Genomic DNA, 19,412 nt, shown 5'->3' on the forward strand with positions numbered 1-19,412 from the left:
GATGCCGTGAGGGTGCGTCAGTTTCCGCTACTCTGTGCCTCGGTCTGGATCACCCAGGAACGGGGAGGCGTCCACGTGGAGCGCGGAAAGATCGTTGATGGACGTTTCCGGATCGACGGAACCCCATCCGTAGGCGGGATGGGTGCGGTATGTCGTGCGACCGACCTGACGGACAACTCCGTTGTCGCCGTCAAGTTCCTCATTCCCGACGCCGCAAGGTCCGCCCTGGACAGCTGGAGCGTCGAGCCGACGCTCACGGAGTTGCGGCGCTTCGAGCGAGAGATTCGTTTGTATGACCGTCTGGGTGGTGAAGGCGTCCCGTTCCTGGTGCACCACGGCCGTTTTCGGCGCCGCCCCTATCTGGTGATGCAGTACATCGAGGGAACTGACCTGCGGAAATACCTGAATACGAACCGCAGGCACGTCGGAGTGGCGGTCTCCGTCGCTGTCCAGATCCTGGAGACTCTGACCCGAGTACATGAAGCGGACACGGTGCACCGTGACGTCAAGCCCCACAACATCCTCTTGGAAGATGCCACCGGTCGTGCCTACCTGGGTGACTTCGGCATCGCCCTGCTCACCGATCACGACGCGACCCGGTACACCGAGGGGCAGACCCCCGGCACGATGGGGTACAAGGCTCCGGAGGTCCTGGACGGGGAGGAGAACCCCACGGGTGCGGCGGATGTCTATGCCGTAGCCTGTCTGTTCTTCGAACTGGCGGCAGGTCGACCAGTCTTCGTCCACCCGGCAAGTGACATCCAGATGGCGCAGGCCCATTTGCATGAACCACCGCCCCGTCTCGACCGGGTTCTGCCTGGCTTCCCCTCCCAGGTGGCAGATCTGGTCGACTGGATGCTCGCCAAGGACCCTGCTCGGCGTCCTTCTGCGCGCAGTGCCGCCGAGGCGTTGCGGCCGTACCTGCCCCAGCCCGACGACCCCGAGCCGGACCCGGCGGTCTACCCCGACCTCACTCTTCCCTTCCGGCGGCCGGCACCTTTGGCTCATCACCAGCCGAAGCGCGCCGCACGTCAGGGGGGCCGTTCCCGGGTTCGGCGCCCCGGGGGAGCAGTTGACCGGGACGGCCTCAAGCACGCTCTCGCCACGGCCTACGACGAGATCCACGGTGCTGGCTCAGTGCCGGGTCCGGTGGCCGAGCGGCTGACGGAGTTGCTTTCTCCGGCACAGAGGCGCTGGGGAGTGTTCGATTCCGATGTGCTCACGGCGCGCGTCCTCGTCGCTGACCGGGAGCGGATCCATCATGACGGAGTTGGCGCGGACAAGCGGTACCGGGACGTCGTCCGTGACCTGAGGGGAGTGGCTCAGCCCGGCGAGCCGGCGTTCGCGGCGCTACTCGCGGCCCGCCTGGGGTTGGTGGAATGCCGAGTGTCGTTGCCCGGCCAACGGGACGAGGCTCTCGCCGAGTGGGCGCGGTGCGCGGCGCAGGTCTGGAGTGCACCTGTAGACGGACTCCTCGGGCAGCGCCACCTGCTGTCGCTCATCCGCGAGCTCGGTGCGTTCATGGCCGAGTGCCCGGAGAGGGACTGCTCGCACTCCGAATGTCGTCCCCCGGAACTGATCGAAGTCGTCCTGAACGACTTGCCGGAGGCAGGTCAGGGCTGAGTCGACGCTCAGCGATACGCCAGGCGCCCCGTCGCCAGGAGCGCGGACAGCCCGTCGCTCAGCTCTCGTCCGACGCCCCCCAATTCCGCGAGTGCCTTTTCCATCTCGACCAGCTTCCTGTGTACTTGGCCGTACGCCTGCTGTTCTTCCAGCGGCAGCCGCAGCGCGTGGAGTCGGCGGACGTCAACCCGCGAGGTGTTCGAAGCGTGGGTACCGGCTCGCCTGGCATTGGACCTCTCCCGCAAGCAGGCGGCTAGGAACCACGGGTCGAGGCGTTCTGGATCGACCCGGAGGCGGTACACGTGGTGGCCCAGAGCTCGCGGAGCGGCCGTCTCGACCCATGCGTCGAAGCCGTGCGCGGTCGCTACGACGACCACGTCACCGAACGACGTCAGCGGGAACAGCCCCTCCTGGTCCGCTTGTTCGGCAGCAGTCCGGTCGAGCCACTGCTGTTCTTCCGGGCCGATCGCGAGGAGACCTGTGACCAGTCCGACCCCGTCGTCCGGGACGTCGCCCCGCCGTACCGTTTCCTCCGGCAAGGCGATGCCGGAGAGGATGCTGAGGGCCTTCGCCCGTTCCAGTTCGGCGACGCTCACGGTCCCCAGACTGACGGTGCCCTGCACCGCAGAGAGTTCGCGCAGGGACCTCCCCGCGTCCTGGGTGGCGAGCAGCCCCTTCTCGTACCGGGTCCAGAGGCGACGCAGGTCCACCGGCCTCGTCGGTCCAGCGGCCGCGGCGTGCCGGGCCGGCGTGAGGTCGGTCTCCTCGCCGAGCAGGTCGGTCACTGGAACGGACACGCTGCCAGGCCCTTCACCGCCCTGAAGTGCGTTGAGGATCCGGTCTCCTATCGCATCCCAGTCGATGGCCGGTAGGCGGGGGGTCGAGACTGTGGATGGTGTGTGGCGGCAGTCCGACGCGTCCACCAGGACCACCGAGTCTTGGGAGCGCGGCGCGGGCGCGGCGAGGACCCACAGGTGGAGTCCGATTCCGTAGGGCGGCGCGGCCCCGGCCGGCAGAGCGACCACTGCGCGGATCACTCCAGCCCGGAGCAGGCCTGCACGGATGCGCCGCCCGGCGCGGCGGGCTGCCACCCCCGGGGGCAGGAGGACCACGGCCACACCGTCGTGCCCGGTGACGCCGGCGCCCTTCCCTTCGTCCAGCATGGAGACGACGTGTTGTACCCATGCGAGTTCTGATTCCGTGCGGGGCGGTTGTCCGTACGTCCAGCGCCGGTCCGTGGCGAGTTCCGTGTGGCCCCAGTCGCGTTCGTTGGCGGGCGGATTGCAGAGTACGACGTCGACCGGTTCGGACGGCGGACGGAAGGTGTCCCGCAGCGTGTCCATGGCGGTGACCGAGACCAACGCCTGCTGTCCGGCCTCCAGGATCAGCCTGGCGTCTGCGATCGAGGACAGAACCGGGTCGCGATCGTTCCCCAGGAGCCCAAGAGGGCGGAGGTCGCTCCCCGCTTCTGGCTCGGACCATCGGCGAGCCGCGGCGAGCAGCAGCGTGCCGGTGCCGCAGGCGGGATCGGCGACCGTCCGCACCGGCGCCGCCCCGCGCGCCGCAGCCGCGATGGCAGCCATAAGGGTGGCGAGCGGGGCCGGCGTGGTTGCGATCTGCCGGACGTGCGTGCCAAGCCACCGGTCGAGCAGGAACCGGAAGGTCTCGGCTCCGCCCTCGGTGCCAGCCATGCGCACGGCCTCGTCCACGAGCGCCTGCTCCGCCGGGTCCAGCGCTACATCCTGCTCCGTGCGGCCGGTCACCAACTCCCCGTCAGCCGCCGGAGCACTTGCGAGTCGTGCGCCGACACCCGCGACCACTCGGCCCATCCGGTCCCGATCACTCAGGTCCGCGACCCGCGGCCACAGCCGATCCAGCGGACCGGCGGTCGCCGCGATCTTGTCGTTCTGCTTCAGCCATTCCTCGACAGCCTCGAGGGCGAACTGAGGGCTGGCATCGGTGCCGCCGACGGGCTCGGGGAAGTCGGGGTGCCTGCGCCGCCAGTTGCTCACCGCCGCGCGACCTACCCCCGCAAGGCGGGCGATCGCCGCTAGGGTCACCGACACTTGATCCGTACGTTGGGCCATCTCGCTCCTCCCGGAACGCCAGGTGCCGACAGCCGTCCGGCATGAGCAAGAACCGGCACGTAATCTGTAGCTTGACTTTGCTTTCAGTATATCGATCCAGGGTGCCGGGCACATCTACCGGATCCGGTGTTCCGACTCACCCGCTCGTTGTGTGTGCCCTTTTCCCATACGGGTGTACAGGATGACGCAGAGACGCCGCTGAGTGGTCGGATGGTGTCCTGGAACCGGCGCAGACTGCGATCTTGGACAGCGCCACGCCAGCCGCCGTTGGGTCGAGCGCCTGCCGCGCGGTGCCCCGACTTCTGCCGGTCCGTGGGGTGCCACTCGTTCACCGGCTTCGCCGCGTGCACCAGCGAGCGGTGATCGCTCAGGCTGTCGTGTCCATCGCCGGTCAGGTCGGCGACCGGGAGGGGGGTCGGCAGCAAGCAGACGGGTGGTGCCATGCGGATGATGGCCAGGGGAGCGACAAGTAGGCGCTTGACGCGATGCAGGGTCACCACCGCTCGGCCTGCTGACGAACCAACCAGAGGTCTGGGAACCCCTTTCGGTGCTGATGGCCGATGATGCCTCGGGTGCTGGCGGTGTACGACGGGAGATTCTGGCCGAAGCGAGGGTCCACGAACGAGCCGGTTCTGTCCCCGTACCTCAGTTCCGTCTGCCAGGCTCGGAGTTGTGACGTACGTAGTGACGGCAGACATCTGTAGCCCGGAAGGCGCGTCGGCGATGGATCCGCTGCAGCGTGCCGGAGCCGCGGCGCTGATCGAGAACGGCTTCGCCTCGATCGACGGCATCGAGGGACCAGACGGCATGGAGGTGGACCTCCTCGACACGATCGTGGCCGTACACCCGAGCGGGGCAGTGCTCAAGGTGTTCGTCGACGCCGAGGCGCTCGAGTTCGCGGAGGACGCGGTCCGGGAAGTGGTAGGCGAGGTGCTGACGCGGTCCGAACTGCTCGCAGACTGGGAGGTGAAACGGTGCGAGGTCGACCTGCATCCGGAGCTCGCCCAGGAGAGCCTCACTGGGGCTGACGGCCCCGACGTTCCGCCAGACGATCCCGCGGCCCGGAAAGCACGTCATTCCGAACCACCTCCAGCTGTCGAGGGAAGCGAATACGACGCTCCGGCGAAGGTTGAGGAAGTGCGTGCCCGGATGCTCGTATTGGCAGACGAGCTGCGTTCCTTCCCACCCGTCATGTTTGGTGTACCCGATGACCTCGAGGGCGAGGACGGCAACGATCGGGACTTCGTCGTATCGCCCGAGGACGCTCGCTTGGCTGCCGGCGCCCTGGTCTACGCCATCGATGTCGTGATCGACGAGTTGTTCGATGACGTGCACACCCTGGAAGGGGAGGAGAGCACCGTCGGGGAGTGCGACGGCTCCCTGTGGCACCTGGAGGACCTGCCCGAGAGGTACGTCCTGCAGTACGACACCCGATTCGCCCGCCGCTTCCTGGTGACAGTGATCGCCATGACCACCCGGTTCACGGCCGGGAACTTCGGCCAGCTGAGTTGCATCGCCGAAGAGCTGGCCCTGAGACTGCTGCTGCGTCAGGCGAATGCGAACCTCGAGCTGTTCGGACTCCTCGAAATGGGCGTTTCGGCTGCCCTTGCGACCTTCGCCGACAGCGTGTACGAGGACATGGACCACGAGTGGCTGTACGACGATTCGATGGACGGCATCGACGAGAGCGTGGTCGGCTCCACCCTGGGGGTGGCGCCCATGTCGTTCGATGCTTGGTTCACCCCGTTCAATGAGGGCAGGTACGTGCACCCGTCAGCGGCAGACGAACCGGGTGCTTCAGCGGGAGCCGTATCGTCCTAGTCAGGGCGATGACGCCGTCGTCCGTGGTGGTGCTGTTCCGGCCTGGTGTCACGTGTCGACGTCCCGGGCGTCCAGCCGCAGGGCCAGGGGATGGCCCCGGGTGGCGAGGGCCGCCGTCACGCGCCGAACAGCACCGTCCACGCTTTCGTGCTCCCAGATGCGGAGTGGTAGCCAGCCCAGGAGCGCGAGGTGCGCATCGGTCTCCTCGTCCCGGTGAACGTTGGTGTCGAACTTCCTGCGCCACCACTCGGAGTTGTGCTTCGGAGCGTGCTGATGTGTCGGGCAGGCGTGCCAGAAGCACCCTTGGACGAACACCGCCGTCCGCCAGCGTGTGAAGGTGACGTCAGCGCGCCGACGCGGCATTCCTGGGATCGGCAGGTCCACGCGGTAACGGAAGCCCAACGCGTGAAGGGCGCGGCGCAGCGCCAGCTCCGGCGCAGTGTCCCGGTTGCGTTGGGCGGTCATCACCTTCCGGACGTTGGCGTCCCGCGGCGCTGGCACGCCCCTACGACTGCCTCTTGTTTCCACCTCCGGACAACTACTCATTGTTCATTCGGTAACCCCGCGGGGTCGCGCTCCCGTGCCTGGTCGGGGTGGAGGCCGCCGCACCGCTGCCGTGGCGTATCAATTCGGACCAACGCAACAAGAGCGACGCGCTACAAAGGACCCTCAGTGAGTTGACGCCTGCGTAAGGCACGCGGACGCAGTTGCAGTCAGGCTTGGATCCTCGGAACATCCACCGGGAATGCGCTGAGACGGTAGCCGTTGCGGATCTCCGCCAGGGGTTCGCGGTCGCGGTTGTAGCGGAGCTTGTTGGTGAGGAGGACGGCCCAGCGGTCCTGGGCCGGGCTGATCCACATGCCCGTGCCGGTGAAGCCGTAGTGGACCCAGATGTCCTCGGCGGGGTCGGTGCCTGGGGCGGGGTGCCAGAAGAGGCCGCGGGCAGGGGTGAGGGCTCCGGTCTGGAGGCGGAGGGAGTCCTTGATCCAGGTGGGGCCGAAGGTGGCCTGGGTGGGGGCGAGCATGTGGTGGAGGAAGAGGGCGAGGTCGTCGAGGACGGAGAAGGTGCCGGCGATGCCGCAGACGCCGCTGAGTAGGCGGGCGGAGAAGTCGTGGGCGGTGCCCTTGAGGTGGGTGCCGGTGGTCTCGTCGTACTCGGTGGGGGCGCAGCGGGCCACCTCGGTGGTGGGGAGGGGGCCGAAGCGGGTGCGGGTCATGCCCAGGGGGTGCCAGACGCGGGCGGTGGCGAGCTGTTCCAGGGGCTGGCCCGAGAGGTGTTCGGCGAGGTAGCCGAGGATCAGGGCGGCCCGGTCGGTGTACTCGACGGCCTCGCCCGGCGGGCGGTGGAGGGCTTCGTGGAGGACGCCGTCGCGGATGTCCTGGGGGTCGGTGCCGTAGAGGTTCTTCAGGTTGGCGCGCAGGGGCAGGCCCGCGGTGTGGGTCAGGAGGTGGTGGGCCGTGGCCCGGGCCAGGGGGTGGCCGGCGACCTCGTCCCAGACGGTGCCCAGAGGGGCGTGGAGGTCGAGCTTGCCGTCTTCGGCGAGCGTGCCGATCGTGGACCAGACGGCGAGGATCTTGGTGAGGCTGGCCACGTCGAAGACGGTGTCCAGCCGCATCGGTTCGTCGGGCCGGTCGGGATCGAGGAGGCCGACGGCTCCGCTTGCGCGGATGCCGTCGGCGTCACCGACCGCCCACACTGCGCCGGGGTAGACCTCCTGGTGAACGCCGGTCTGCAGTAGGTCCTCGATCCGGGCGGTGGAGCGCGTCGTCATGGTCTCCCGATCGTCGTGCGGCCGCGGGTGGTCCGTCGGTCAGGGTAGTGAGGCCGCCAGGACTGTTCCGGCTCCGCCACGGGCGGAGTCAGGCGAGCTGGTGACGGAAGCGATCTCGGCTCGCCTCTCCCTCCGAACTCTCCGTCTCTCCGTGGGGATCCGGGTGACGAATTCGGGTGCGGGATTCGGTGTCGGCGTACCGTGCTGGGGGTGACGGATACGACTCGAGAAGATGCTCTGACGGCAGTGCTGCCTAGCCTGTCCGACGCGTTCGGGCTGGGCGCGGTAAGTGATCGGAGGTTCCTTGCCCACGGCCTGATGAACCAGAACTGGCGGCTTGTGACCGCTGCTGGAGTGTTTGCGCTCAAGGAGATCACCGACGTTCCTCTGCCGAAGGTCCGCAGGAACCTTGCGGTCCTCCTGGACCTGGCTCGCGAGGGCATCCCCGTGCCGGCGCCGCTGAGCGCGGCCAATGGTGACCTCGTGGCGGAAGTCGGTGGTCACGGCTACTGCGTCCTGCCGTGGGTGGACGGCGAGCACCTTCAAGGGACGGATCTCCCGCTCGACCAGGTGCGCGATCTCGGTGCTCTGCTGGGCCGCCTCCACGAGGGCTTGCGGCGGCATGGTCCCGGCCCACTCCCGGAGCAGGCGCCAGTGGCGAAGGTCCGCGATGTGACCGAGGCCGACCGTGCGGCTGCTGCCCTCCTGAGCCGCTTGCCTTCCGCTCCGGTGACGGACTTCGACAAGGCCGCCGCCGAGGCCCTGCACGGCCGCCGCGGCCTCCTCGCCCGGTACGCCGATGCCCGACCGGACGGCGAGGTGCCGGCCGGGCCCTGCGGGTGGACGCACGGCGATTTCCAGTACCGCAACCTGCTTCGCCGCGACGGCCGGGTGGTGGCGGTCCTGGACTGGGACCGGCTCGGGGTCCGTCCGTACGGGGAAGAGGTCGCGCGGACCGTGCAGGTGCAGTTCGGGGTCGGTGGTGTCTTCGACCTCGACCGCATCGCCGCGTTCTGCTCCGGATACCGGTCCGTGATCGATCTGTCCGAGGGGGACCTCGCCGACGCGGTGCAGCGGCTGTGGTGGAAGCGGATGACCGACTTCTGGCAGCTGGAGTTCTACCTCGACCGCCAGGACCCCACCTTCGGCGAGATGTTTCTGACGGACGAGGCACTGCTGAACTGGTGGACCGACCGCGCCGACGAGGTGCAGGCCGCCTACGCGGCCCGTTAGCCGGCGGCTGCTGCCGCCGGGATGAGTCCGGCGGCAGTCAGCTCGGGCAGGCACGGCCGGACCAGCGGCGCTGCCCCGGCGCGGGCCCTCGAGCGGAGGCCGGTCCGGTCGGCCGACTCGATCGCCTGCAGCCAGCCGTCCACGTCGTCGGGGTGGAGGATCACTCCGCCGTCCCTGACCGCCTCGGGAATGCCGCCGCGGGACGAGCCGATCGTGGGGACGCCGTGGAGCCCGGCTTCCACGATCACCCGGGGGAAGGCGTCCTCGACCTGGGAGGGCACGAGCAGCAGGTCGTTCGCGGCGTAGATCGGGCCCATGGCGTAGGTGCGGGGCACCCAGTGCACGTTCGGGTACGCGGTGAACTCGCTGGCCGTGTCCCACCAACCCTCGACGAGGGTGAACCGGAGGGCGGGCAAGCGGCGGATCAGCTGGTGCAGGAGGGCCGCGCCCTTGGCGGGGATGGGATTGACCATCAGCACGCCGCCGGGGACGCGGCCGGCTGTGCCGCGCCCCGAGGCAATGAGGGGTCCGGCGCCTTCGGCCGCCGCGAACGGCGGGTAGAAGACGACTACCTTCGTGTCGGTGTGGGCCTGGGCCCGTCCCGCGACGAACTCCGATGTGGCGAGGGCGACGTGCGGTCGGCCGTGGAGGACTCCCATGCTGTTGGCCGAGACCGAGTGCAGCCATCCGGCGACGCGCGAGGACCGGCGGGCAAGTGCGGCGAGGTCGGCGGCCCGTTCCTGCGAGGTCACTACCAGGTCCGGCCGGGCCTCGGTCAGGAGGTCCTTGAGGGTCGCTTCCACCCTGTCCTGCGGCACGGCCCGGCACGAGACGCCGTTCCACCGGTAGCGGACCTCCCCGCCGGCCTCCTCCCACACGGTTCCGTGGGCCCGGAGGTGGGCGCGCAGGTGGCCGATCTGGGCGGACCCGTTCCAGGGGGCCTGATGGCTGCCGAGGTAGACGACCTGCCACCCGGCCCGGACGAACTCTTCCGCCAGAAGCTGCTGGGAGACCTCCGCGCCCCCGATCAGTAGCGGTGGCGGGGTCCGCCGCCATACGAACACCACCGTCGGGCCGGTCACCGGACACCCGCCCAGTACGTGAAGAGGGCCTGCACCACGGCGGCCGTCTCCTGCCGGTCGCCGTCCCCGGAGGCGATGGCCAACTCCGCAGTCGCCGGGCGGTGGGCCGGGCGGCAGAAATAGTCGCGGAAGTGCGTGAGGAAGGTGGGGTCGTGGAGGAAGTAGTCCGGCTCGACCTCGTGGTGTCCGGCCGCCTTGCGCCGCAGGTGTAAGAGCTCGGGCGTCACGTCCAGGTACAGGGTGTGGTCGGGCCTCAAGTGCGGCATCTCCTCGGCCTGGCGGGTCAGTTCGGGCAGGACGTTGAAGCCGTAGATCTCGTCCATGGCGTGGGCGTGGGCGAGGAGGGTGTCGACGGTCCGGTCCAGGACGACCAGCCCGCCGTGGCGGCGAGCTGCGTCCACGCGCTCGCCCTCGATCTCCATGAACGTCATGAACGCCTTCACCTGCTCGGCTGCCGACCGGGTGGAGGGAGTGGGGATGTCCTCGCGGCGCGCGAACGACTTCACGTAGCAGGAGATGAACAGCGCGTCCTGCATCGCCGCCACCCGGCGCAGCCGCCCCAGGGCAGAGGTCTTGCCCCCGTACGAGGGGCCTTCCAGGCCGAGGATCACCACGACCCCCCGAGCCGGTAGAAGCGTTCCGCGAACTGGCCCCGCGGGCGGCCGTCCGGGTCGGGCAGCAGGTTGGCGGCGACGGTGTGGGCGTGCCGGATCGGCCGGTACATCTTCCGTGCGGGGTGCATCTGTGAGCCGTGCATGTGTAGCAGGGTCACCTTGTCCAGGACGGTGGCCGTGATGTCCTCCAGTTCCGGTTCGAGGACGTCGCGTACCCGCTGGCGGAACAGCTGCCGGTCGCATCCGGACAGACCGTAGGTGGACCAGAAGGCGGCGTCCTCCCAGAACCACCGGCAGCCCAGGCGCCGCGCCGCCTCGTGAACGGCGAGGTGGTCCGGGTGGCGCGTAACGGCGGCCGGTGCGAGCAACTCCGCGTCGCCCATCCCGTCCAGCACCTCGGCGAGCTCGGAAGTGATCCGGTCCACCTGGGCGGGCTCGGGTGCCCGATAGGGCTTCTCGGCGTCCTTGTGCTCCAGGCCGACCCGGGCCGCCCCGAGGGGCAACAGGGACTGGGCGGCTTCGCGGTCGCGGAGTCCGGAGACCACCTCCACGCTGTTATAGGTGTTTTCGAGGGAGGGGTGGACGCTGCGGGAGCGGGTAAAGACGGTCACCACGGTCAGCGGTCGGGGACGGGCGAGGAAGGTTCCGGAGGCGGACAGGACGAAGTCGTCGTGGTGGGGTTCGATGACGACCACCGGCCGCCCGGACGGCTTGCGCGGCTCGATCCAGTACGGCGCGAGGGTCAGCGGCGCCGTCAGCGTCATGATCTCCTTCGCCCCGGCCAGGGAGTCCATCCAGGCCCGGTGCGCGGTCAGGAGGTCGGTGGGGAAGGTGTAGATGCCGTCGGCGTCCGGCAGCGGAAGGCGGGTCACCTGGGGTTCTCCGATCATCGGACGGTGGTGGCGTACCAGTTGCGCCAGAAGCGGGGCGAGGTCAGGCCGAGGCGGACGATCACGGGGTTCTGCCACCAGAGCATCCGGGCCGTGGACCAGGCGTCGTAGCGGCGGGTGGAGGGCCGCACGCGGAGGTCTTCGAGGACCGCGACCGGCCCGCCCGTGCGGTGGCCGTAGGCGGTCAGGCGGGCGAAGAACTCCATGTCCTCGCTCATGAAGTAGTCGGGGCGGTAGCCGTGCACTGCTTTGAAGGCGTCCCGGGTGCAGAACTGGTTGACGCCCTGGGCGCCCCCGTGGCGGGAGCGGTGGTGGTCCCAGTAGGCGCAGAGCAGGCGGGCCCCGAACCGGACGGGGGTGTAGAGCGGTGGGATCGCCCCGCCGACGGCCCCGGCGTCCATCGCGGCGACGGCGGCCGTGATCCCCTCCAGCGGCAGGGCCACGTCGGCATCGACGAAGAACAGCATCCGGCCCTCGGCCTCGCGGGCTCCGGTGTTCCGGGCCAGGCCGATGCTGCGGACCAGCTCCGTCACCACCCTGGCCCCCAGTTCCTTCGCGACGGTCGTGGTGTCGTCGGTGGAGGCGTTGTCCACCACGATCACCTCCCCCACGAGGTCGGAGGTGGCTTCCCAGGCCCGGAGGGAAGCGAAGACGGTGGGCAGGTAGCGGGGCAGGTACTCGGCCTCGTTGTAGGCGGGGATGATCACCGACAGATCGGGGTCGGTCACAGCGCGGTCCTTCCTGAGTGTGGGGACAGGGCAAGGTGCAGGCGGGCCGCCCAGGCGTCGCGGTCGCGGCCTTCCCGGTGGGCGGCATAGGTCCAGCCGCGTACGGCCTGGAAGGCCACGTAGGCGTCCAGGAGTCGGGTGTCGACGGGCCGTCCGTAGCCAGCGGCCACGAACAACCGGTCTGAGGGCTCCAGGGCGTCGCAGGTCACGAGGGTCTGGGCGAGGTCGTACTCGGGGACCTCCACGGTCGCGGCCTCGAAGTCCACGAGGTAGTCGGGGAGGCGGGCCCGGCCGTGTTCGCCGACGGTGAGGCGTCGGTCGCCTCCGCAGATCACGTTCTCCAGGTGGAGGTCTCCGTGGCACCACACGAGTCGTTCCAGGCATGCCCCGGCCGCGATGACCTCCAGGGCGGGAGCGAGCCGGACGAAGACCTGCTTGGGGCAGTGGGCGGCCAGAGCACTGACCTGCTGGCCGATGCCTGGCGCCAGGGGGACCCCGGCCGGGGCCTTGACGCTATGGAAGGCAGCCATCAGCAGGGCTAGCCTCAGCAGTGCCGCCGGACGCGGCATCTGCCCGGCTCGGACGGCATCCCCCAAGGTGCTCGTTCCGGCATCGGTGGTGACCAGGGCAGAGACGGTCAGGCCGGGAACCGGCCCGTACCCGATCACGGTCGGCACCCGCACCCGCCCAGCGGCGGAGACCGCGGCCAGGAGGCGGGCCTCGTCGACGGCGCCGTGGGTGCCGTCGACCGTGAACAGCTTGACCACCACAGGGCGGCCGTCGGCGAGCCGGACCCGGTAGACGGCCGTCTTGGGTCCGCTGCGGATGCGGACCGTCTCAGCCGGAGCCGACCCGGCCAGCTCCGCGCAGGCCCGCTCTACTGCTAGGAACGTGCCGCCGCCGGTCACCGTACGCCCGCCCCGGCCAGGTGCCGCAGCGTGCGGTGCATTTGCTGCCGGTAGGCACGCACGTCCTCCGTGCCGGGGCACGAGCGCATCCACGGCTTCTGGCCCCCGACGAAGTGCACCACGTGCCCGTCCCGGCGGGTGACCGGGCGTCGGAGGACCCGGCGGACCCAGTCCCCCCGCTCGAGGAACCGGTCCACCTCGAACCGGTTGAACACCGGCCTGACCGGGTGCGCGGCCCCGGAGGACAGCAGCCACAGGTTCAGGGCGCACTGGTCGTTGTGCTTGATGTACTGCCGCCCGCCGACCAGGGCCCGCTGGACCCCGGCCCGCATGGGGGCGAGCATCGGCGCGGGGACCCACAGCATCCCGGCGTTGAAGTAGGTGCGCCCGACCAGGTGGGGCCAGCGCTCGGCGACCCCGGGCAGTGCCGGGCACTGGCCGACGGCCGGGTTGAACTCGTCCTGCACTGCGCCGACCCGATTCGCCAGCAGCCCGTTCAAGGGCGTGGAGAGGTCGCCGCGCACGTGCACGTCGGCGTCCACGTAGATCAGGAACGGCCGGTCGAGGAAGCCGGGGGTGAACCCGAACCTCAGGTAGGTGGCGACCGAGATGTAGGTGGTGTCCGCCATAACGCTCTCGGGCGGCGGGGCCTGCCAGCGCAGGTCGAAGGAGCCGAACCCGCAGCGGCGGGCGAAGGACTGCATCACGGCGGCCTGCCCCGGGGACAGGCCGTTGGTCAGTACCCGTACCGCGCTCTCGTGGCGGTCGGCCACCGGCAAGTGGTCGGCGACCGATCCGAGCGTGACCAGGGCGGGTAGCAGGTAGCGGGCATCGACGCACATGCCGATCGCGTACACGCGGGTGCCTCCAGGGCGAGGTTCGACGGGACTGGCCGGCAGGGCCGGGGCATGGTGGCCGACTCCTCGCCCGTATTTGGGGGAGCCGACCGCCTCACCGGTGTCGGCGAGGTGCTGCAGTCATCTGCTGTGGCCGGGCAGGTGGAGGGCTTCCGGCGCCGACGCCCCAGGCAGACCGGCGCCGGAAGCGGTTCAGACAAGCCGCAGGAGGTCCGTGTTCCGGGCGAGGTGGGCCACCGACTTGGCCAGCAGCCGCAGCGCTATCGCCGGATCGCTCCCGCAATCCCGGGCGACCTTGCGGGCGAACCGCACGGTGCCGGCCGCGATGTCCTTGTCCCGGCTCTCCGGCAGCAGGGCCGCGTACCGTTCGGCGGGCACCGCGAGGGTGTGGACGTGCTCGCGCAGCCGCTCCCGCAGCCGTACGGCCGCCTCCCCAGCCGGGTGGTGGTCGGCGAGGGTGAGGGCGGCCTCGACGTCCCCGGCGACGGCGGCAGCCGCGGAGGCGATCACGGTCTTCTGGTTGGCGGAGGTGACCGTGGGCACCTCCGCCGGGGCTGCCGCCATTTCGTGCGCGAGTACGGTCACGATCCCGCTCCCATCCGCCTGCTGCCGGTTCGGCTGTGCGGACAAGTAACCCGTGTGCGAGCCGTGTTGGACATGACGAATCCGCTCGCAGCTACTCGCGTGACCACTGACGAAAAGTCCCGACCTGCGCTACCTCGGATGGCGGCCCCACCTCTACCGTGACTGCATGGTGCGGAAGCGGAACGCGGAATTAGAGACCTGGATGAAGGAACACGGGCTCAGTGCGGGCGCTCTTGCCGAGCAGGTCAACGACGCCATGGCAGACCTCAACGGCCATCGCGGCGTCGTCACCGAACGGACGGTCTACCGGTGGCTGTCGGGAGAGAACCGCTCGCCACAGGACCGCCAGTGGCATGCCCTGGAGGTCGTCTCCGGGCTTCCTGCGACCGACCTGGGGTTCGTGCCCCGAGCCCGCCCCCGCCCCGCAACGCCCTCAGCACGACTGGAGAACCCTGTGCTTGGCCGTCGAAGCTTCATCTCCGTAGCCACCGGCGCCGCCGTCGCCGTGTCCACCGGCACCGCGACCGCAGCCACCCGACCCACCGTCGGGCACTCCGACGTCGACCGCCTGCGCGGTCTGTTGGCCGAACTGTGGCTCCTGGACGACCAGAACGGCGGCGGTCCCGTCCTGGAGAAACGCGCCGCCGACCTCGCCGCCCGCACCATCAGCCTCCAGCAGCACGGCTCCGCCAGTCAGCGCGTCCGCTCCCGCCTCTACGCCGTCGCCGCGTCCTTCACGGCCTTCGCCATGTTCTCCGCCATCGACGCCCGCCGGCTGGGGGAGGCCCAGCGCTACCTGGAGCAGTCCGTCACCCTCGCAGGGCTTTCCGGAGACGGTCAGGTCCAGCACCAGACCTGGCGGTACGCCGCCATGCTCGCCGGACAGCGCGGCCGGTACGCCGACGCCCTCGCCGCGGCCGAAGCCTGCACGGGCACTCGGGTGCACCGCACCGACCCCCTCTACGCCTCGCTGACCCACTCCCGCATCGCCCTGACCGCCGCCAGCCTCGGTGACAAGACCCGGGCCCTCCGCGCCCTGGACCGGGCCCACGGTGCCTACGATCGAGCCGACCCCGCCGAGGCCCGTCCGTCCTCCGTCGCCTTTTACACCCGGGGCGAGCTCCACGGCCTGACCGGCATCACCCACTACCGGCTCGGCGAGGCGGAGAAGGCCGAGTTCCACGCCCACCGGTGCATCGCCGACCTCCGCGACGACCAGCACCGCAACCGCGCCTACTACCTGTCCCAAGCGGCCCTCGCGCAGGTCGCGCAGGGGGACGTGGAGCAGGCCGTGGCCACCGCCACCCGCGTCATCGCCCCGACCGGCGCCGACGCCGGCCGGGTTCCCCACCTCCTGGGCAGCTTCACCTCCGCACTCAACCAGGCGGCCCCCAAGGCCGCCGTCACCCGCCAGTGGAACGACCGCACCCGCACTGCCTGAACCGTCACGCGACAAGGAGCACCATGCCCGCCCCGGAGATCACCCTTCACCGCTACGGCACCGACCAGCTGCCCACCATCCGCCCCACCCTGGTCGGCGTGTACGCCGAGGTGTACGAGAAGGAGATCGGCGAGGACCCGTTCTTCTCCGTCGACCGCTTCGAGGGTCGTCTCACCGGCCACTCCTCCCGCCCGTCCTGGGAGGCCGTGGTCGCCTACGACCGTGGCGAGGCCGCCGGCTACGCCTACGCCGCAGCCCTGCCCCAGAACACCGGCTGGTGGGCCCACATGCTCCAGCCCCTTCCCGAGGCGGACACGATCGAGGACGGCACCCGCACCCTCGCCCTCTTCGAGATCATGGTCCGGGCTCCCTGGAGGGGCACGGGCCTGGCGCACCGCATCCACGAGGAATTCCTGGCAGGCCGCACCGAGGAGCGCGTCACGCTGCTCGTCGAGCCCGGCCACCCGAAGGTGAAGGCCCTCTATGAGGGGTGGGGGTACCAACACATCGGTGACCAGCAGCCGTTCCCCGACGCCCCGGTGTACACCACCATGCTCCGCGCGCTCAGGTGTGATGGCAGTACATCTGCAGGGCGATCCTGAGGCCGGGGACCGCCTTGTGGGTCGCTCGGGCGAAGAAGCTGGCGACGCCGACGGTCGACGGCCCTGGCGGCGGTCGCGACGAGCGCGTGCTCGGCGTCGTGCAGACAGACGCTGCACGCTTTGGAGCGCTGGTCGTCCCTGTGGTGCGTCGTCGTGCACGCGCTTTGGCGGGGTAGCGGAGGTGACGCGGCTTCGCACGCAGGCTGCTGCTCTTCCCTCGGCTGCGATCCGTCCTCGGTCGCTGCCTGGTGGTGCCCCCTGGCTCCGGTCCGCTCCCGCCACTCCAGGGGCGGGATCGGCCGAGATGCTCTCCCCCGACGGGGAAGAGCGTCTTGGCCGATAACTTGCTCCGTCTCGGGCTCGGGTAGGGGTCGCCTGCTGGTGGTCGTGGGGTCTCGTGGTTGTGGGGTCGTCGTGCAAGAGCGTGCCTCCTGGTAGTCGGGCTGGAACGGCTTCGGTGCTGTGGGGATGGGGCGTACGAACGCCAGCTCGCCCCGCGACGGATGCACGGGTGAGCAGCCTGACTTCGGACGGGGCTCACGCGGCATCCGCCCTGCCGCTGTCGAGTTCGACCTGGACCTGCCGGGTGATCTTGTCCCGGCGGTCCCTGCCGATGGAGAGGCCACATGCGCGGACAGCCGTCTCGATGTGGCGGCTTGACGCGCGTCCATCGCGTCCGAGCGGGGCGGTGCGGGCGATGGCGCGGAGTTCGTCGTCGGTGGCGGCGGGCTTGCGACCGGTGCGCTTCTTCGGCGGGACGTGGGCTTCCGCCACTTGAGCGGCCTCTTCCGCCACATCGCCTGATGCGTCCTGTAGGGCGTCAGCCGGAGCGAGGCGGCCACCCTCGCGTGGAGGGCTGTGAGGGTCCACGGGCCCTTCTGGGTAGGGGAGCTGCTCCGTGGCGGGGTGCGCGCGAGGACCGTCCAGGTCCGCGGGATGCGCTGACGATTCCCCTGCCGGACGGCGACTGTGGCGGGAATCGTCGGCGGCGACGTGGCGGTGGATCTGCCGCATGAGGACGCCGAAGGCGAAGAGCGCGGCTGCTGGAGGCACGGCGGCGACGACGTAGTCGAGGGCCGGGGCCGGGACGCCGTTGGTGCTGCTGACGCCGGCGACGTTGAGGGCGATGGACCCCAGCGATCCGGCAGCGGTGAGGGCGATCGCCCACCCGTCGGTTTCCCGGCGGAGGCTGGCCCGGAGCATGAGTACTTCCCCGGCGACGATGAAGGCATCGAGCGTGGCGGGCCACGCCCACTGGCGGGCTGGGGAAGCGCTGAGACCGTGCTGCCCCGCGACTTCGGCGAGATGGGCGTAGGAGAGCCAGAATCCTGCTGCGGTGAGCGCGACGATGACGCAGCCTGCGACGGCCAGGGCGTACCGCTCAGCCGTGTGCGTGCGGTGGGAGGTGGTGGTCAAGCGGGTGGTGCTCCAAAGGGTGGGCGCGTTCAAGCGGCAGGGGAGGTGCGGCGGCGGTCGGCGCCGTCGAGGACGATCCGGTGGGTCATCTCGGCGAGGCGGGACGCGACGCGGTCGCCGAGGGCGGTGCGGAGCTGGGGGATGGGAAGGTTGGTCGTGAGCAGGGTGGGGCGCAGGTACTCGTACCGGTGGTTGATCAGCCGGTAGGTCAGCTCCTCCGTCCACTCGCTGCCCTTGGCGGCGCCGATGTCGTCCAAGAGCAGCAGTGGGCAGCGGGCCAGGGTGTGCAGCTCACGTTCCGCGTCGAGGCCGGGGCGGGGCCTCAGGCGGGCGTACAGGTCAGCGGCTGTGACCGCCTCCCAGCGCAGGCGGACGCCGGCAGCGAGCAGGGCACGGACGGCCCCGTAGGCCTGGTGGGTCTTGCCGGTGCCAGTGGGACCTGCGATCAGCAGCGACGGGCCCTCTGCGATGCCCCGCGTCCCGCTCGGGCCGGGGCGCCCGGCACACACGATCTCGTCCACCCAGGCGGTGACTTGGGGGTGATCGGCGCGGGCGTGCCGGTATCGCGGAGGGATCCGGGCGTCGGCCAGTTCCAGTGCGCTGACAGGTTCGGGCGTGGGCTCCGGTTCCTCCGAGCCGATGACGGGGTCCATGCCCCGGCGGGCCAGGATGCCCGCCACGGCCCGGACGGCCTGACCGGAGGGCTGGGGCAGGGTGGTGGCGGTCAGAGCGCACCCCCGTAGGCAGCGGCGACGTCGATGGGGTTGGTCCAGGGACGGTGGGGGACGGCGGTCGTCGGCGCCCCCGCGTTCATGACCTCGTGCACGACACTGGCCAGGGTCTTCGGGTGAAGGCCCTTCGTCCGCTGGCGGTCCAAAACGGCTCGTACGTGGGCGGGGTCGATGCCCTCGGCGAGGAGCTTCGCGGCTTCCCGTCCGAGTTGCCCGAGCACGCTTGCGGGCGGACGGTGTTCGCAGGCTGCGGCGTACTCGGTGAGGAGGTCCTTCGCCGAGACGGTCTGGGGCGCGGGGGCGCTCGCGCCCCCCAACGGGGTAGTTCCTAGTTCCCTGTTCCTAGGTCCTAGATCCGGACGCTGAGGGTTCACCGCGGCCTTTACGAGCCCTCCCTGAGTATGCGCTGACGACTCACTGAATCGCCCCTGACCAGCAGAGTCTCGGCTCATGGTGGGCTCCGTGTCTTCTCCCGGACCTTTCACGGAAGCCTCAGCGACTGCTCCGCGCATAGGCAGTGAGGTCTCACGAGGAAGGCCGAGGTCGTGGTGCGGGCAGTCCGAGATCCTGCTGGCGCTGGGGCGGTTGATCTTCTGGTGGCGGCCGAAGGCGACGATGTGCAGGTACTGCCTTCCGTCCTCGCCTTCGTAGCGGCAGATCAGGCCGGCAGCGTCGAGCTGCGTCAGGTCGTCCTCGACCTCCACCGGGCCGTGCTCGCGGCGCAGCGACCACAGCTGTCCGGCGATGACGGCGGCCTGGTCGCGGATGCGGCCTTTGTCGTCGGCTTGGGTGAGCAGGCCGAAGAAGGTCCGCTCGGCCGTCAGGGACACGGCCGCCAGGGACTCGGAGGCGAAGGCCTCGGGCTTGATGGTGCGGATACGGGCGATGAGGACCGACCGCCTTTCGAAATTGTGGGCGTGGAGACAGCGGGGCAGTGGTGCGTGGACAACACAGCCACACCCCTCCCCCGGAAGTCCAGAGCTGGTTCTAGGACTCCTGAAAGGTTTTCGGCTGCAGGGTAG

General features: G+C 70.1%; 18 protein-coding genes. 5 read left to right on the forward strand and 13 right to left on the reverse strand.

Going from position 1 to position 19,412, the window contains the following annotated elements:
* Nucleotides 1–75 precede the first annotated feature (75 nt).
* Nucleotides 76–1,623 carry a serine/threonine protein kinase gene (locus tag ACZ4M3_RS00250; protein WP_361602083.1) on the forward strand — a complete coding sequence of 516 codons (1,548 nt, stop codon included), beginning with the start codon at nt 76–78 and terminating at the stop codon, nt 1,621–1,623.
* A gap of 8 nt (nt 1,624–1,631) precedes the next feature.
* Here the strand turns inward: ACZ4M3_RS00250 and ACZ4M3_RS00255 are convergent, their stop codons facing one another.
* On the reverse strand, nt 1,632–3,710 hold the full coding sequence (locus ACZ4M3_RS00255) for an N-6 DNA methylase (protein WP_467728741.1): 2,079 nt from the start codon (nt 3,708–3,710) through the stop codon (nt 1,632–1,634).
* 723 nt (nt 3,711–4,433) lie between these two features.
* On the opposite strand from ACZ4M3_RS00255, the gene ACZ4M3_RS00260 reads away from it, so the two are divergent.
* Nucleotides 4,434–5,531, forward strand: coding sequence for a hypothetical protein (locus ACZ4M3_RS00260; protein WP_467728743.1), 1,098 nt, complete (start codon nt 4,434–4,436; stop codon nt 5,529–5,531).
* Between the two features lie 48 nt (nt 5,532–5,579).
* Here the strand turns inward: ACZ4M3_RS00260 and ACZ4M3_RS00265 are convergent, their stop codons facing one another.
* Together ACZ4M3_RS00265 and ACZ4M3_RS00270 are read right to left on the reverse strand one after the other, a co-directional pair.
* A complete protein-coding gene (locus ACZ4M3_RS00265) occupies nt 5,580–6,077 on the reverse strand; it encodes a very short patch repair endonuclease (RefSeq protein WP_361602092.1) in 498 nt (165 codons plus the stop codon).
* 167 nt (nt 6,078–6,244) lie between these two features.
* A complete protein-coding gene (locus ACZ4M3_RS00270) occupies nt 6,245–7,303 on the reverse strand; it encodes a serine hydrolase domain-containing protein (RefSeq protein ID WP_467728745.1) in 1,059 nt (352 codons plus the stop codon).
* A gap of 210 nt (nt 7,304–7,513) precedes the next feature.
* Between ACZ4M3_RS00270 and ACZ4M3_RS00275 the strand changes: the two genes are divergently transcribed.
* Nucleotides 7,514–8,536 carry a phosphotransferase gene (locus ACZ4M3_RS00275; RefSeq protein ID WP_467728747.1) on the forward strand — a complete coding sequence of 341 codons (1,023 nt, stop codon included), beginning with the start codon at nt 7,514–7,516 and terminating at the stop codon, nt 8,534–8,536.
* Here the strand turns inward: ACZ4M3_RS00275 and ACZ4M3_RS00280 are convergent.
* The 7 genes from ACZ4M3_RS00280 to ACZ4M3_RS00310 form a co-directional block, all read right to left on the reverse strand.
* Nucleotides 8,533–9,618, reverse strand: coding sequence for a glycosyltransferase (locus ACZ4M3_RS00280; RefSeq protein ID WP_467728749.1), 1,086 nt, complete (start codon nt 9,616–9,618; stop codon nt 8,533–8,535). The two genes, ACZ4M3_RS00275 and ACZ4M3_RS00280, sit on opposite strands and share 4 nt — an antisense overlap.
* Nucleotides 9,615–10,232 carry a hypothetical protein gene (locus ACZ4M3_RS00285; protein ID WP_467728751.1) on the reverse strand — a complete coding sequence of 206 codons (618 nt, stop codon included), beginning with the start codon at nt 10,230–10,232 and terminating at the stop codon, nt 9,615–9,617. The genes ACZ4M3_RS00280 and ACZ4M3_RS00285 overlap by 4 nt, the downstream gene beginning before the upstream one ends.
* Nucleotides 10,226–11,122, reverse strand: a complete 897-nt coding sequence (locus tag ACZ4M3_RS00290; RefSeq protein WP_202515217.1) for a PIG-L deacetylase family protein — start codon at nt 11,120–11,122, stop codon at nt 10,226–10,228. The genes ACZ4M3_RS00285 and ACZ4M3_RS00290 overlap by 7 nt, the downstream gene beginning before the upstream one ends.
* A complete protein-coding gene (locus tag ACZ4M3_RS00295) occupies nt 11,119–11,850 on the reverse strand; it encodes a glycosyltransferase (RefSeq protein WP_467728752.1) in 732 nt (243 codons plus the stop codon). The genes ACZ4M3_RS00290 and ACZ4M3_RS00295 overlap by 4 nt, the downstream gene beginning before the upstream one ends.
* Nucleotides 11,847–12,758, reverse strand: coding sequence for a phosphotransferase (locus ACZ4M3_RS00300; RefSeq protein WP_467728754.1), 912 nt, complete (start codon nt 12,756–12,758; stop codon nt 11,847–11,849). The genes ACZ4M3_RS00295 and ACZ4M3_RS00300 overlap by 4 nt, the downstream gene beginning before the upstream one ends.
* Nucleotides 12,755–13,615, reverse strand: a complete 861-nt coding sequence (locus ACZ4M3_RS00305) for a glycosyltransferase family 8 protein (protein WP_467728755.1) — start codon at nt 13,613–13,615, stop codon at nt 12,755–12,757. Before ACZ4M3_RS00305 ends, ACZ4M3_RS00300 begins: the two co-directional genes overlap by 4 nt.
* Before the next feature lie 192 nt (nt 13,616–13,807).
* Entirely contained in the window at nt 13,808–14,200 is a 393-nt protein-coding gene (locus tag ACZ4M3_RS00310) for a hypothetical protein (RefSeq protein ID WP_362066731.1), read from the reverse strand.
* A gap of 166 nt (nt 14,201–14,366) precedes the next feature.
* Between ACZ4M3_RS00310 and ACZ4M3_RS00315 the strand changes: the two genes are divergently transcribed.
* Both ACZ4M3_RS00315 and ACZ4M3_RS00320 read left to right on the forward strand, forming a co-directional pair.
* On the forward strand, nt 14,367–15,641 hold the full coding sequence (locus ACZ4M3_RS00315; RefSeq protein ID WP_467728757.1) for a Tat pathway signal protein: 1,275 nt from the start codon (nt 14,367–14,369) through the stop codon (nt 15,639–15,641).
* 23 nt (nt 15,642–15,664) lie between these two features.
* Complete coding sequence (locus ACZ4M3_RS00320; protein WP_467728759.1) at nt 15,665–16,243, forward strand: GNAT family N-acetyltransferase; 579 nt, start codon at nt 15,665–15,667, stop codon at nt 16,241–16,243.
* Between the two features lie 537 nt (nt 16,244–16,780).
* Here the strand turns inward: ACZ4M3_RS00320 and ACZ4M3_RS00325 are convergent.
* The 3 genes from ACZ4M3_RS00325 to ACZ4M3_RS00335 all read right to left on the reverse strand — a co-directional run bounded on the left by ACZ4M3_RS00325 (nt 16,781) and on the right by ACZ4M3_RS00335 (nt 19,277).
* Nucleotides 16,781–17,659: a DUF2637 domain-containing protein gene (locus tag ACZ4M3_RS00325; protein WP_467728761.1), complete on the reverse strand. Its 879-nt coding sequence runs from the start codon at nt 17,657–17,659 to the stop codon at nt 16,781–16,783.
* A gap of 29 nt (nt 17,660–17,688) precedes the next feature.
* Complete coding sequence (locus tag ACZ4M3_RS00330; protein ID WP_467730076.1) at nt 17,689–18,312, reverse strand: ATP-binding protein; 624 nt, start codon at nt 18,310–18,312, stop codon at nt 17,689–17,691.
* Nucleotides 18,313–18,383: 71 nt separating this feature from the next.
* Nucleotides 18,384–19,277: a hypothetical protein gene (locus tag ACZ4M3_RS00335; protein WP_467730078.1), complete on the reverse strand. Its 894-nt coding sequence runs from the start codon at nt 19,275–19,277 to the stop codon at nt 18,384–18,386.
* Nucleotides 19,278–19,412 lie beyond the last annotated feature (135 nt).

This window comes from Streptomyces sp. NPDC026522 (genome assembly GCF_055567555.1).

Bases quoted from the DNA above. Each gene is read 5' to 3' on its own strand.
- ACZ4M3_RS00255 (WP_467728741.1), bottom strand. From the start codon at position 3,710: ATGGCCCAACGTACGGATCAAGTGTCGGTGACCCTAGCGGCGATCGCC.
- ACZ4M3_RS00330 (WP_467730076.1), bottom strand. From the start codon at position 18,312: ATGGACCCCGTCATCGGCTCGGAGGAACCGGAGCCCACGCCCGAACCT.
- ACZ4M3_RS00270 (WP_467728745.1), bottom strand. From the start codon at position 7,303: ATGACGACGCGCTCCACCGCCCGGATCGAGGACCTACTGCAGACCGGC.
- ACZ4M3_RS00265 (WP_361602092.1), bottom strand. From the start codon at position 6,077: ATGAGTAGTTGTCCGGAGGTGGAAACAAGAGGCAGTCGTAGGGGCGTG.
- ACZ4M3_RS00315 (WP_467728757.1), top strand. From the start codon at position 14,367: ATGGTGCGGAAGCGGAACGCGGAATTAGAGACCTGGATGAAGGAACAC.
- ACZ4M3_RS00320 (WP_467728759.1), top strand. From the start codon at position 15,665: ATGCCCGCCCCGGAGATCACCCTTCACCGCTACGGCACCGACCAGCTG.
- ACZ4M3_RS00290 (WP_202515217.1), bottom strand. From the start codon at position 11,122: ATGATCGGAGAACCCCAGGTGACCCGCCTTCCGCTGCCGGACGCCGAC.
- ACZ4M3_RS00260 (WP_467728743.1), top strand. From the start codon at position 4,434: ATGGATCCGCTGCAGCGTGCCGGAGCCGCGGCGCTGATCGAGAACGGC.